12 protein-coding genes are annotated in these 13,539 nt (G+C 69.1%); 9 read left to right on the forward strand and 3 right to left on the reverse strand.

Features of this window, described 5'->3' with window-relative positions:
• Window positions 1-1,121 (reverse strand): methyl-accepting chemotaxis protein (locus tag AC1DYK_RS00005; RefSeq protein WP_478164403.1); only part of this gene is annotated, 1,121 nt, incomplete at its 3' end.
• Between the two features lie 90 nt (window positions 1,122-1,211).
• The gene (locus AC1DYK_RS00010; protein ID WP_478164404.1) at window positions 1,212-1,805 is read right to left on the reverse strand and encodes a DUF924 family protein; all 594 of its coding nucleotides are present in this window, start codon (window positions 1,803-1,805) and stop codon (window positions 1,212-1,214) included.
• A gap of 56 nt (window positions 1,806-1,861) precedes the next feature.
• Here AC1DYK_RS00010 and AC1DYK_RS00015 point away from each other — a divergent pair, with 56 nt between their 5' ends.
• The 8 genes from AC1DYK_RS00015 (at window position 1,862) to AC1DYK_RS00050 (ending at window position 10,015) form a co-directional block, all read left to right on the forward strand.
• The gene (locus tag AC1DYK_RS00015; RefSeq protein WP_478164405.1) at window positions 1,862-2,311 is read left to right on the forward strand and encodes a CHRD domain-containing protein; all 450 of its coding nucleotides are present in this window, start codon (window positions 1,862-1,864) and stop codon (window positions 2,309-2,311) included.
• A gap of 58 nt (window positions 2,312-2,369) precedes the next feature.
• Window positions 2,370-3,578: a DUF3734 domain-containing protein gene (locus AC1DYK_RS00020; protein ID WP_478164406.1), complete on the forward strand. Its 1,209-nt coding sequence runs from the start codon at window positions 2,370-2,372 to the stop codon at window positions 3,576-3,578.
• Window positions 3,579-3,636: 58 nt separating this feature from the next.
• The gene (locus tag AC1DYK_RS00025) at window positions 3,637-4,419 is read left to right on the forward strand and encodes a 3-hydroxybutyrate dehydrogenase (protein ID WP_478164407.1); all 783 of its coding nucleotides are present in this window, start codon (window positions 3,637-3,639) and stop codon (window positions 4,417-4,419) included.
• 185 nt (window positions 4,420-4,604) lie between these two features.
• Entirely contained in the window at window positions 4,605-5,411 is an 807-nt protein-coding gene (locus AC1DYK_RS00030) for a substrate-binding domain-containing protein (RefSeq protein WP_478164408.1), read from the forward strand.
• A gap of 7 nt (window positions 5,412-5,418) precedes the next feature.
• Window positions 5,419-6,345 carry a LysR substrate-binding domain-containing protein gene (locus AC1DYK_RS00035; RefSeq protein ID WP_478164409.1) on the forward strand — a complete coding sequence of 309 codons (927 nt, stop codon included), beginning with the start codon at window positions 5,419-5,421 and terminating at the stop codon, window positions 6,343-6,345.
• A 78-nt stretch (window positions 6,346-6,423) separates the two neighbouring features.
• A complete protein-coding gene (gene tcuA, locus AC1DYK_RS00040; protein ID WP_478164410.1) occupies window positions 6,424-7,839 on the forward strand; it encodes an FAD-dependent tricarballylate dehydrogenase TcuA in 1,416 nt (471 codons plus the stop codon).
• Window positions 7,826-9,010: a tricarballylate utilization 4Fe-4S protein TcuB gene (gene tcuB / locus AC1DYK_RS00045; protein ID WP_478164411.1), complete on the forward strand. Its 1,185-nt coding sequence runs from the start codon at window positions 7,826-7,828 to the stop codon at window positions 9,008-9,010. The genes tcuA and tcuB overlap by 14 nt, the downstream gene beginning before the upstream one ends.
• 27 nt (window positions 9,011-9,037) lie before the next feature.
• Entirely contained in the window at window positions 9,038-10,015 is a 978-nt protein-coding gene (locus tag AC1DYK_RS00050) for a Bug family tripartite tricarboxylate transporter substrate binding protein (protein ID WP_478164412.1), read from the forward strand.
• Here the strand turns inward: AC1DYK_RS00050 and AC1DYK_RS00055 are convergent.
• Window positions 10,002-10,988: a bifunctional helix-turn-helix transcriptional regulator/GNAT family N-acetyltransferase gene (locus AC1DYK_RS00055; RefSeq protein WP_478164413.1), complete on the reverse strand. Its 987-nt coding sequence runs from the start codon at window positions 10,986-10,988 to the stop codon at window positions 10,002-10,004. The genes AC1DYK_RS00050 and AC1DYK_RS00055 overlap by 14 nt on opposite strands.
• A gap of 176 nt (window positions 10,989-11,164) precedes the next feature.
• On the opposite strand from AC1DYK_RS00055, the gene AC1DYK_RS00060 reads away from it, so the two are divergent.
• Window positions 11,165-13,516, forward strand: a complete 2,352-nt coding sequence (locus AC1DYK_RS00060) for a YgiQ family radical SAM protein (RefSeq protein ID WP_478164414.1) — start codon at window positions 11,165-11,167, stop codon at window positions 13,514-13,516.
• Window positions 13,517-13,539: the final 23 nt, after the last annotated feature.

The following is a 13,539-nucleotide window of genomic DNA, read 5'->3' on the forward strand; positions in this document are numbered from 1 at the left end:
AGCGCCAGGATGTTGGTCTGGAAGGCGATGCCGTCGATGACGCCGATGATGTCCACGATCTTGCGCGAGGAGGCGTTGATCGAGCCCATGGTGTCCACCACCTGGCTCACCACGCTGCCGCCCCGCACCGCCACCTCGGAGGCCGAGACGGCCAGCTGGTTCGCCTGGCGCGCGTTGTCGGCGTTCTGCTTCACCGTGCTCGTGAGCTCTTCCATCGAGGCCGCGGTCTCTTCCAGCGAGCTCGCCTGCTCCTCGGTGCGCGACGACAGGTCCTGGTTGCCGGTGGCGATCTGGCCCGAGGCGGTCGCAATGGTGTCGGTGCCCTGGTGCACTTCGCCCACGATCTTCACCAGGCTGTCATTCATGTCCTTGAGTGCTCGCAGCAATTGCCCGGTCTCGTCGCGCGTGCCGGCCTCGATGCGGCCGGTCAGGTCGCCGCCGGCCACCGTTTGCGCCACCCGCACGGCGCGGCCGAGCGGCCGCGTGATGCCGATCGCCAGCCACCAGGCGCAGAGCCCGCCCAGTCCCAGCACCAGGGCTCCGAGCGCCAGCAGCAGGTTGCGGCTGGCCCGGTAGTCGGCGCCGATCCGGACCACCGTGCCGTCGATCGTCCGCCGCTGCATCTCGAGCAATTGCTGGACGTTGTCCAGGTAGACCTTGGCGGTGGGCATGAACTGGCGCTCCAGCGCCCGGGTCGCATCCTCCATCGTGCCCTCGGCCTTCGCCTTGACCACGGCGTCGCGCCCCTCGAGGTACTTCGTCCGCACGTCCTGGAAATTCTTCCACAGCAGCTTTTCCTCGTCGCTGACCAGCAGCGGCTCGAGTTGCTTTTGCAGTGCCTGCGCCTCCTTGGTGGAGTTCGCGGCCTCCTCGGCGAAGAAGGGGCCGAGCGACGGGTCGGCGCTCTTGGCGATCGCGGTGGTCCGGCGCACGCCGACCGCGACCAGCCGGTACCAGTCGCTGATCATCCGTTCCTTGGCCAGCGGCTGGCTGGTGATCTCCTCGGCGGAGGCAGTCACCGCCTGCAGGCGCCAGATGCCGAGTGCCGTCATCAGCGCCATCAGCGCCAGCACCATGCCAAAACCCAATCCCAGGCGGGTGCCGATCTTCAAGTGTTTCACGTGCGTTCCTCGTTGCCGGACAGTCCGACTGTCAGTGGGATATCGGCAACCGCGCGGAAAAATGAAGGCCGTTCTGCCCGTTTTGCCCGTTCAGCCGGCGAAGCCCCCGTCGTCGAGGAACTGCTGCTCCGGCGGCGTGCTGCTGCGCCCCAGGACCTGATTGCGATGCGGGAAGCGCCCGAAGCGCGCCACGATGTCCCGATGCAGCACCGCGAATCGCTGGGTGTTGGGGTCGAGTTCGCCGCACAGCAGCACCGAACGCTCCTGGTCGGCCAGGGACTCGGAGTGCATGAAGGGCATGTAGAAGAAGGGGCGCAGCGCCGGCTCGATCTGCCGGTCCAGGCCGGCGTCGATGGCGGCCTGCGCGATGCCGAGGGCCTTGCCGTCGGTCGCGAACATGCGGCCGCTGCCGCGCCAGGCGTTGCGCGGAAACTGGTCCAGCAGCACCAGCAGCGCCAGTGCGCCTTCGGCATCGGCGGCCCAGTGATCGAGCGCACCGGTGGCGGCGAGGTGGTGCGCGTTCTCGAAGCGGGCCTTGAAGTCGGCATCGAAGGACTCGTTCTTGGCGAACCAGCGGCGGGGGCCGGCATCGCGCCAGAAGGCGGCGACATCGGCGGCGGAGAGCAGGGCAGTCATGCGCCGGATGATGCCATCGGTCCCGAAAGTCGGGGCGGTGGCCGACATCGCGAGCGCCTGCCCATGCCTAAGCTGAGCGCATCGCAACCCGATGGAGATCACCCATGACACGATACGGAAAACTCTTGCGCCTGGCCCTCGTCGCGGGCGTCGCGACCGCGGCCCTGGCGGGCTGCGGGATGATGTCGAAGTCCAATACCGCGAGCTTCAGCGGTGCCATGAATGCGGCCAGCGAGGTGCCGCCCAACATGACGCGCGGCAGCGGCATGGCCGAGGCCTGGCTGAACAAGGACACCAACGTGCTCAAGTACAAGATCACCTACGAGGGCTTGAGCGGGCCGGCCACCGCCGCGCACTTCCACGGTCCGGCGGCCGCCGGGGCGAACGCCGCCGTCGTGCTGCCCTTCGCTTCGCCGGCCAGCCCGATCGAGGGCCAGGCCACGCTGACGCCGGCCCAGGCGGCCGACCTGATGACAGGCAAGTGGTACGCCAACATCCATACGGCGGCCAATCCGGCCGGCGAGATCCGCGGCCAGATGCTGCCGAAGATGTAGCCTGGCGCCGAGCGCCGGAGCGCGGCGGCGCCGGCGGCAGATGGTGTCAAATGACGCCATGCCCGTCACCAAGAAGCTTCGCGCCGCCGCCCGACCCGCCACTGCGCGGGTCGACATCACGACCGCCAGGAAGGCGCTGGTGCTGCAGGGTGGTGGCGCCCTGGGGGCCTACCAGGCCGGCGTCTATGCGGGCGTGTTCGAGAAGCACAAGACGCTCGACTGGGTGGCCGGCGTGTCGATCGGCGCCGTCAACGCCGCGCTGATCGCGGGCAACGCGCCCGCGATGCGGGTCCGGCGGCTGCGCGAGTTCTGGGACCTTGTCTCCTCGGGCGCCACCCAGCGCCTGCCGGGCTGGTGGGGCGGCGACCGGGCCGCATGGAACCAGTGGAGCGCCGCGGCGGTCGCGATGTTCGGGGTTCCCGGCTTCTTCGAGCCGCGCCGCAACCCGACGCTGCTGCTGGGCGGCGCGGCGCCGCTCTTGAGCTACTACGACACCGCGCCGCTCAAGGCGACGCTCGAGCGGCTGGTGGACTTCGACCGCATCAACCACTGCGACACCCGCTTCAGCGTGGGGGCGGTCAACGTCCGCACCGGCAACTCGGTCTATTTCGACAACACGGTCCAGCGCATCGGCCCCGAGCACATCATGGCCAGCGGCGCCCTGCCGCCGGGCTTCGCACCGGTGCACATCGACGGCGAGGACTACTGGGACGGCGGCATCGTCTCCAACACGCCGCTGCAGTACGTGCTGGACACGCATCCGCGCAGCGAGCCGCTGATGGTGCTGCAGGTCGACCTGTTCAGTGCCCACGGCGCAATGCCGCGCACGCTCGCCGAGACCATGGAGCGGCAGAAGGACATCACCTATTCGAGCCGCACCCGCATGAACACCGACGCGCTGGCCTCCAACATGAACCTGCAGCAGGCGATCGCCGACCTGATCGGCAAGCTGCCGGCACCGCTGCGAAAGGACCCCAGCGTGCAGGCCGTGTGCGCCCAGTTGAGCCACGAGCCGATCGAGATCGTGCACCTGATCTACCGGGACAAGCCCTACGAGCTCGACTCGAAGGACTACGAGTTCTCGCGCGCCTCGGTCGACGAGCACTGGGAGGCCGGGCTGCGCGACATCCGAAACACGCTGGACCATCCCGAGTGGCTCCAGAGCGCTTCGCTGTCGAGCGGGGTCACCACGTTCGACCTGACCGAGCCGAATGCCCGGCGCATTCGCCATCCGCTGAACCTGCCGCAGATTCCCGCCGCCCAGTAGCGCGCCCGGCACGCAGATTGCACGCATCCCCCCAACTCCGCCACACCAAGGAAAACCCATGCAGCTCAAGGACAAGGTCGCCTTCATCACCGGCTCGGCCAGCGGGATCGGCAAGGAAATCGCCATCGTCTTCGCGCAGGAAGGCGCGAAGATCGTGATCGCCGACCTCAACAAGCAGGCCGCCGATGCCACCGCCGCCGAACTCAAGGCGAGCGGCGCGCAGGCCATCGGCGTCGGCGTCGACGTCACCAGCGAGGAGCAGGTCGACGCGGCCGTCGAGGAGGCCGCCAAGGCCTTCGGCGGCATCGACATCCTGATCAGCAATGCCGGCATCCAGATCGTGCATCCGGTCGAGGAATTCGGCTTCGCCGACTGGAAGAAGATGCTGGCGATCCACCTCGACGGCGCCTTCCTGACCACCAAGGCCTGCCTGAAGCACATGTACGCGCAGGGCCGCGGCGGCAGCGTGATCTACATGGGCTCGGTGCACTCCAAGGAGGCCTCGCTGCTGAAGGCACCCTATGTCACGGCCAAGCACGGCCTGATCGGGCTGGCCAAGACCGTCGCCAAGGAAGGCGCCAAGTACAACGTGCGCGCCAACGTGATCTGCCCGGGCTTCGTGCGCACGCCGCTGGTCGAGAAGCAGATCCCGGAGCAGGCCAGGACGCTCGGCATCACCGAGGAGCAGGTGATCAAGAACGTGATGCTCAAGGAAACGGTCGATGGCGAATTCACCACCACCGACGACGTCGCCCGGGTGGCGCTGATGTTCGCGGCTTTCCCGACCAACGCGCTGACCGGGCAGTCGCTGGTGGTGAGCCACGGCTGGTTCATGCAGTGAGGATGAAACACCCCCGAAGTGCCTGCGGCGCCTCCCCCTCAAGGGGGCGATACCAGCGGCCCGGCAAAGCCGGTTCCGCGGTATCCCTGGCATCGGGCTGAGCCGACGGTCACGCATCGCGCTGTGGGAAACTGAGCGTGGGCAACGGCGCACCCGGCGCCCGCCATGACTCGGAGACCAGGCCCATGACCGCATCCCTTCCTTCGCTCGGCCGCCGCGCCGTACTCGTCGCTGCCGCGCTGGCGCTCGCAGGCTGCAGCAGCATCGGCCCCAAGCCTGCTGCCACCGACATCCACGTCATGACGTCGGGCGGCTTCACGGCCGCCTACAACGACCTGAGGCCCGGCTTCGAGAAGGCCAGCGGCCACACGGTGAAGACCGCCTACGGCGCCTCGATGGGCAACGCCGGTGATTCGATTCCGAGCCGGCTGGCCCGCGGCGAGCCGGCCGATGTCGTGATCCTCGCGCGGCCGGCGCTCGATGCGCTGGTCGAGCAGGGCAAGGTCGTGCCCGGCAGCCAGGTCGACCTGGTGCGCTCGTCCATCGGCTTCGCGGTGAAGAAGGGGGCGCCCAAGCCCGACATCGGCACGGTCGAGGCGCTCAAGCGCACCTTGATCGCCGCGCCCTCGATCGCCTACTCGGCGAGCGCCAGCGGCACCTACTACGAGACCGAGCTGCTGAAGAACCTGGGCATCGAGGCACAGGTCAAGCCCAAGAGCCGCCGCATCTTGAGCGAGCGCGTCGGCACCGTGGTCGCGCGCGGCGATGCGGCGCTCGGCCTGCAGCAGGTGAGCGAGCTGCTGCCGATCGAGGGCATCGACTACGTGGGCCCGCTGCCGGCCGAGGTCCAGCGCGTGACGGTGTTCTCGGCCGGCATCGCCACCGGGTCGAAGCAGCCCGAGGCGGCCCGCGAACTGATCCGCTACCTGAACTCGCCCGCGGCCGCGCCGACCATCGCCAAGACCGGCCTCGAGCCGCTCGCCGCCCGCTGAAGCCGACATGGAACTGAGGCAGCTGCGCTACTTCGTCAAGACCTGCGAACTGCGCAGCATGGGGCGTGCGGCGCTCGAACTCGATCTCGCGACCTCGGCGCTGAGCCAGCAGATCAGCCGGCTCGAAAGCGAGCTGTCCACGCGCCTGCTGCAGCGCAGCTCCACCGGCGTGACGCCGACCGATGCCGGCCTGGCCTTCCTGCAGCAGGCCCAGCTCACGCTGCGGCATGCCGACGAAGCGGTGCGGGCGGCGCAGCAGGCACGGCTCTCGGGCCATGTGAGCATCGGGCTGCCGCCGACCACCGCGTCGGTGCTCGGCGTGCCGCTGATGCAGGCCATGGCCGAGCGCTACCCCGAGGTCAGGCTGCACCTGGTGGAGTCGCTGTCGGGCCACCTGGCGACGATGCTCAACGCCCGCCAGCTCGATCTCGCGGTGCTGTTCCAGACCGACACCGCGCGGCGCTGGAGCGTGCTGCCGCTGCTGGACGAGAAGCTGTTCGTGATCGGCCGGGCCGGGCTGCCCGGCCTGCCGAAGGGGCCGCAGGTGCGCATCGCGCGCCTGGGCGAGCTGCCGCTGATCCTGCCGAGCGCCTCGCACGGCCTGCGCGCCACGCTCGCCGAGGCGTTCGCGCGGGCGCGGGTCGCGCCGCGCGTGGTGGCCGAGATCGACGGCCTGGCGCTGCTGATGGATGCGGTGCGTGCCGGGCACGGCGCCACCATCCAGCCGGGCGCGGCCACCGCGCGCTTCGCCGTCGCCCCTCTCGCGCAGGTGCGGATCGCCGATCCCCAGGTCGGCCGCCGCAACCTGCTCGCGAGCCTGTCCGACGACGAACTGTCGCCGGCGGCGCTGGCGGCCCGGGTGGTGCTCGCCGACGTGGCGCGCCAGCTGGTGCGCGAAGGCCGCTGGGCCGGCGCCACCCTTCACGAAAACTGAAGACCCCTTGTCCCGGGCGCACTGTCGCCTGAGGCCCCGCCTGCCTACAGTCGCTCTCCACCACGAGGAGACAACTGCATGATCGATGTCCTGGTCATCGGCGGCGGCAATGCCGCGCTGTGCGCCGCGCTGATGGCGCGCGAGGCCGGCGCCAGCGTGCTGCTGGTCGAGGCCTCGCCGCGCGAATGGCGCGGCGGCAATTCCCAGCACACGCGCAACCTGCGCTGCATGCACGACGCACCGCAGGATGTGCTGATCGAGGCCTATCCCGAGGAGGAGTACTGGCAGGACCTGCTGAAGGTGACCGGCGGCCTGACCGACGAGCACCTGGCCCGCATCGCGATCCGCGCCTCCTCGTCCTGCCGCGACTGGATGCGCAGTCACGGCGTGCACTTCCAGCCGCCGTTGTCGGGTGCGCTGCACGTGGCGCGCACCAACGCCTTCTTCATGGGGGGCGGCAAGGCCCTGGTCAACGCCTATTTCCGCAGCGCCGAGAGGCTCGGCGTCCAGGTCCGCTACGAGACGCCGATCGCCTCGATCGAACTCGACGGCGACCGGTTCGTGGCCGCGCGCAGCGCGGACGGCGAGCGCATCGAGGCCCGCAGCTGCGTGCTGGCGGCCGGCGGCTTCGAGTCCAACCGCGAATGGCTCAGCCAGGCCTGGGGCGAGAACGAACGCGGCGAGCGGCCGGCCGAGAACTTCCTGATCCGCGGCACCCGCTTCAACCAGGGCGTGCTGCTCAAGGCCCTGACCGACGCCGGCGCCGATTCGATCGGCGACCCGACGCAGGCCCACATGGTGGCGATCGACGCCCGCGCGCCGCTGTACGACGGCGGCATCTGCACCCGCATCGACTGCGTCTCGCTCGGGGTCGTGGTCAATTGCGAGGCCGAGCGCTTCTACGACGAGGGCGAGGATTTCTGGCCCAAGCGCTATGCGATCTGGGGCCGCCTGGTGGCGCAGCAGCCGGGCCAGATCGCCTATTCGATCATCGACCGCAAGGCCATCGGCCGCTTCATGCCGCCGGTGTTTCCGGGCACCGTGGCCGACACGCTGCCCGAACTTGCGCGCAAGCTGGGGCTGCCCGAGGCGGCCTTCGCCGAGACGGTCGGCGCCTACAACGCGGCCTGCCGTGTCGGCCGCTTCGACCACACGGCGCTCGACGATTGCCACACCGAAGGGCTTGCGCCTGCCAAGACCCACTGGGCGCGACCGATCGACACGCCGCCGTACTACGGCTATGCACTGCGCCCCGGCATCACCTTCACCTACCTGGGCCTCAAGGTGAACGACCAGTCGGCCGTGCACTTCGGCGGCCGGCCGAGCCCGAACCTGTTCGTGGCCGGCGAGATGATGGCCGGCAACGTGCTCGGCAAGGGCTACACCGCGGGCGTCGGGATGGCCATCGGCACCGCCTTCGGACGCATCGCCGGAACGGAGGCCGCCCAGGCCGCGAAGGCATTCGATGTGGAGCGCCACCATGCAGCAGCTTGAGGCCCTGACGCGCGAGGCGGTGTCGCTTGCGACCGGCGGCCCGCGCGTGATCCCGATCCTGAGCGCGAGCGAGGCCGAGGTCGGCCGCCAGATGCAGATCTGCAACGCCTGCCGCTACTGCGAGGGCTTCTGCGCCGTGTTCCCGGCGATGACGCGGCGGCTCGAGTTCGGCAAGTCCGATATCCACTACCTGGCCAACTTGTGCCACAACTGCGGCGCCTGCCTGCACGCCTGCCAGTACGCGCCGCCGCACGAGTTCGCGGTCAACGTGCCGCGGGCGATGGCCGAGGTGCGTGGGCAGACCTATGCGGACTACGCCTGGCCGCCGATGCTGGGCCGGCTGTACCAGCGCAACGGGCTGACGCTGTCGCTGGCCCTGGCGGCGGCGCTGGCGTTGTTCCTGGCGCTTGCGGTGGCGAGCCACGGATCGCTGTGGAGCGGTCGGCTGGAGGGTAACTTCTATCGGCTGTTTCCGCACAACCTGCTGGTCGGGCTGTTCGCGCCGGTGTTCCTGCTCGTGGTGTTCGCGCTGGGGATGGGCGTGGCCCGCTTCTGGCGCGATGTCACGCCGGCCACCAGCGGCGCGCCGCTGCGCGCGCCGGCCGCGGCCGAGGCCGCCGACGCCGTGCTGCGCCTGAAGTACCTCGATGGCGGCCACGGCGAGGGTTGCCACGACGAGGACGATGCTTTCACGCTGTCGCGCCGGCGCTTCCACCATTTCACCTTCTACGGCTTCCTGCTGTGCTTCGCGGCCACCAGCGTGGCCACGCTCTACCACTACCTGCTCGGCTGGCAGGCGCCCTACGCGCTGCCCAGCCTGCCCAAGCTGCTCGGCGTGGCCGGCGGGGTGAGCCTGATGATCGGCACGGCCGGGTTGTGGCGGCTCAATCGGCGGCGTCACCCGCTGCACGGCGACCCGGCCCAGAAGCCGATGGACCTGGGCTTCATCGCCTTGCTGTTCCTCACCAGCACCAGCGGCCTGGCGCTGTGGCTCGGGCGCGGGACACCGGCGCTGGCGCTGTTGCTGTGCCTGCACCTGGGCGCGGTGATGGCGCTCTTCGCCACGCTGCCCTACGGCAAGTTCGCGCACGGCATCTTCCGCACCGCGGCGCTGTTGCGCCATGCCGTCGAGAAGCGCCAGCCGAATCCGATCGGCCTCGGCGCCGACTGAACAAGACAACCATTCCGGAGACCCACGATGAACCGACGTCACCTGTTGCGCGCCACCACCCTGGCCGCGTCCTCCCTGTTGCTGGCCGGCGCTGGCCAGGCGCAGGACTTTCCCCCGAACAGGCCGGTGACCCTGGTGGTGGGCTTTTCCGCCGGCGGCGCGGCCGACGCGGCGGCACGGCTGATCGCCAAGAAACTGGGCGAGAACATCGGCCAGAGCGTGGTCATCGACAACAAGGCCGGTGCGGGCGGCAACATCGCCCACCAGCTGGTGGCGAACGGTCCGGCTGACGGCACGATGCTGCTGTTCGGCTCGATCGGGCCGCTGACCATCGCACCGCATGTGATGAAGGTCCGCTACGACCCTTTCAAGGACCTGGCCGCGGTGTCGGGCGGCGTCAATTTTCCTAACGTGCTGGTGGTGCACAAGGGACTGGGCGTGAAGACGCTCGCCGAGTTCGTGGCGCTGGCAAGGAAGAAGGCCGGCGGCGTGGACTATGCGTCCACCGGCGCCGGCTCGGCCTCCCACCTGGCCGGCGAGCTGTTCAACCAGCGCGCCGGCATCGAGATGGTCCACGTGCCGTACAAGGGCGGGGCACCCGCCTTGCAGGACCTGCTGGGCGAGCGCGTCGCATCCTACTTCTCGGCCCCGCCCACGGCGTTGCCGCAGGTGGAAGCCGGCAGGCTGATCCCGCTCGCCACCACCGGGTCGGTGCGGCCGGCCTACATGCCGACCATTCCCACGGTGGCCGAGTCGGGCTACCCCGGCTTCGAGGCGCTGAACTGGTACGCCTTCGTGGCGCCCGGCAAGACGCCGGCGCCGATGCTGGAGCGCTGGAACCTCGAGATCGTGAAAGTGCTGAACGACCCGGGTGTCAAGGATGCCTTGAACAAGCACGGCCTGACGCCGCAGCCCACCACGCGGGCCGAACTCACCGCCTTCATGCGCAAGGAAGATGCCAAGTGGGGCGGCATCGTGCGTGAGCGAAGGATTACGGCGGATTGAGCCCTCGGGCGGAGGTGGGCGCAGGCCCGAGCTTCAGCTCCCAGGTCTCGCCGACCAGCTGCTGGCCGAAGCCCTCGTAGGGCTCGGATTTGACGAGCTTGAACCCGCGCGCGGCGKAGATGCCGCGCGCCGCCGTCAGGCAGCTGTTGGTCCACAGCACCATCTTCCTGTAGCCCTTGCCGCGGGCGAAGGCGATGCACTCGTCGGTGAGGCGGGCGCCCAGGCCCAGTCCGCGCGCCTTCGGGCTCAGGATCAGCATGCGCAACTGGGCCGTGGTGGCCGACTTGCGCACCACGAACACGGCGCCGACCCGCTCGCCGTCGAGCTCGGCGATCCAGCAGCGTTCCCACGCCGGCTGGAACTTGCGCAGGAACTGGCCCGCGATGTCGGCCACCAAGGCCTCGAAGTCGCTGTTCCAGCCGTATTCGCGCGCATAGATCTCGCCGTGCTGCTGCACCACCCAGCCGATGTCGCCCGGTGCCGGATCGCGCAGCACCGCGGCCTGGCGCCGGGCCGGTGGCTGGGCGCCCGGTTCGAGCAGCGTCTGCAGCGTGGCCATCGCATCGACCAGCTGGCGCCGTTCGGCAGCGGCCAGGGGTGCGAGCAGCGCCAGGGCCTCGTCGCGCGACTTCTGCTGCAGCGGCGCGAACGCCGCGTGGCCGGCTTCGGTCAGGGCCAGCAGGCTCTGGCGCGCATCACGCGGATGGGCCTGGCGGCGCAGCCATCCACGGGCCTCGAAACCGCGCAGGATGCGGCTGAGATAGCCTGCGTCCAGGTGCAGGTCGCGGCCGATCTCGCTCGCCACTGCTTCGGCGCGGTGGGCCAGTTCGTAGAGCACGCGCACGTCGGTCAGCGACATGTCGCTGTCCAGGTAGGGGTCGAGGACGCCGATGCGACGGGTATAGAAGCGGTTGAAGCCGCGGATCGCCTTGACCTGGGCGACCTCTGGCAAGAGGGCAGTTGCGTCGGGCATGATTGCCATTGTCAATTGATTGATTGACAAAAGCAATCAATTGATCGGGTGTCGAGAAGGGGCCTTAGTCCTTTAGGGCGACAGATCCAATGGAAAACCCTAAAATCGCGGGTTGCCCACCACGGGCCCACCCGGCCCGCAGGCCTGCGCGGCAACCGATTGCCGTTTTCCCCCTGATGAACGCCCCCGTCGACGTCTCCTTCTTCACGCGCGCCGCCAAGCCGCTCACCAGCTACCGCAAGTACTGGGCGGCCCGCTTCGGCACGGCGAAGTTCCTGCCGACCTCGCGCGCCGAGATGGACGCGCTCGGCTGGGACAGCTGCGACATCGTCGTGGTCACGGGCGACGCCTACGTCGACCATCCGAGCTTCGGCATGGCGGTCATCGGCCGCATGCTGGAGGCGCAGGGTTTCCGGGTCGGCATCATTGCGCAGCCCGACTGGCAGAGCGCCGACCCGTTCAAGGCGCTCGGCCGCCCGAACCTGTTCTTCGGCGTCACCGCCGGCAACATGGATTCGATGATCAACCGCTACACGGCCGATCGCAAGGTGCGCAGCGACGACGCCTACACGCCCGGCGACATCGGAGGCAAGCGTCCCGACCGCGCGGCCATCGTCTATTCGCAGCGCTGCAAGGAAGCCTGGAGCGACGTGCCGATCGTGCTCGGCGGCATCGAAGGGTCGCTGCGCCGCATTGCGCACTACGACTACTGGCAGGACAAGGTGCGCCGTTCGATCGTGGTCGACGCCAAGTGCGACCTGCTGCTCTATGGCAACGCCGAGCGCGCGATCGTCGAGATCGCGCACCGGCTGGCGGCGCGCGAGCCGGTTGCGCACATCACCGACGTGCGCGGCACCGCCTTCGTGCGCCGCGAAACCCCCGAGGGCTGGTTCGAGATCAATTCGACCAGCGTCGACGAGCCGGGCCGGGTCGAGGCCCACGTCAATCCGTACCTGATGGTGTCGGACCAGGCCAAGGCCAACGGCGCCACCTGTGCCAAGGAAGACGATGCGCAGGCGGTCGCCCAGGCTGCCGAGGCGAAGGGTTCGGTCAACCTCGCGATCAAGCCGCTGACCTTCGTGCCGAATCCGGCCCTGCAAAGCCGCGAGCGAATCAAGGTCCCGCCGCGCGACCGTTCGGTGATCCGGCTGCCTTCGTACGAGCAGGTGCGCGCCGACCCGGTGCTCTATGCCCACGCCAACCGCGTGCTGCATCTCGAGACCAACCCTGGCAATGCCCGCGCGCTGGTGCAGGCGTACGGCGAAGGCACGACCGCGCGCGACGTCTGGATCAACCCGCCGCCGATCCCGCTCACCACGGCCGAGATGGACCACGTGTTCGACCTGCCGTACGCGCGCAGCCCGCATCCGGGTTATGCCGACGAGAACGGCAGCCACGACGGCGCCACCAAGATCCCGGCCTGGGAAATGATCCGCTTCAGCGTCAACATCATGCGCGGCTGCTTCGGCGGCTGCACCTTCTGCTCGATCACCGAGCACGAGGGCCGCATCATCCAGAGCCGCTCGGAAGAATCGATCATCAAGGAGGTCGAGGCGATCCGCGACAGCGTGAAGGGCTTCACCGGCACCATCTCCGACCTCGGCGGGCCGACCGCCAACATGTACCGCATCGGCTGCAAGTCGCCCGAGATCGAATCGGCCTGCCGCAAGCCCAGCTGCGTGTACCCGGGCATCTGCCCGAATCTCAACACCAACCACGATCCGCTGATCAAGATCTACCGCCGGGCGCGCGCGCTCAAGGGCATCAAGAAGATCCTGATCGGTTCCGGCCTGCGCTACGACCTGGCCGTGCAGTCGCCCGAGTACGTCAAGGAGTTGGTGCAGCACCATGTCGGCGGCTATCTCAAGATCGCGCCCGAGCACACCGAGCAGGGCCCGCTCACCAAGATGATGAAGCCGGGCATCGGCAGCTATGACAAGTTCAAGCAGATGTTCGAGAAGTACAGCGCCGAGGCCGGCAAGAAGCAGTATCTGATCCCGTACTTCATCGCCGCGCACCCGGGCACCAGCGACGAGGACATGATGAACCTCGCGATCTGGCTGAAGAAGAACGGCTTCCGCGCCGACCAGGTGCAGACCTTCTATCCGTCGCCGATGGCCACCGCGACCACGATGTACCACACCAACAGGAACCCGCTGCGCAAGATCACGCGCGAGAGCGAGACCGTGGACATCGTGCGCGGCGACAAGCGCCGCCGGCTGCACAAGGCCTTCCTGCGTTACCACGACGCCAACAACTGGCCGCTGCTGCGCGAAGCCTTGAAATCCATGGGGCGCGCCGACCTGATCGGCAACGGCAAGCATCACCTGATCCCGACCTGGCAGCCGCTGACCGACGGCAGCTACCAGAGCGCCCGGCGCAAGAACTCGACCGCGGTGGCTGCCAAGCCGGCGGCGCCGGTCAAGGGCCGCATCCTGACCCAGCACACCGGGCTGCCGCCGCGCGACACCGGGGCAGGGCGGTCGAAGCCCTCCGCGGGCAAGGCGGCGATCCGCAAAGGTCGCTGAGAGGCCCGCGCCGCGGCCCCCTG

Source organism: Variovorax sp. P2_H12 (assembly GCF_056403395.1).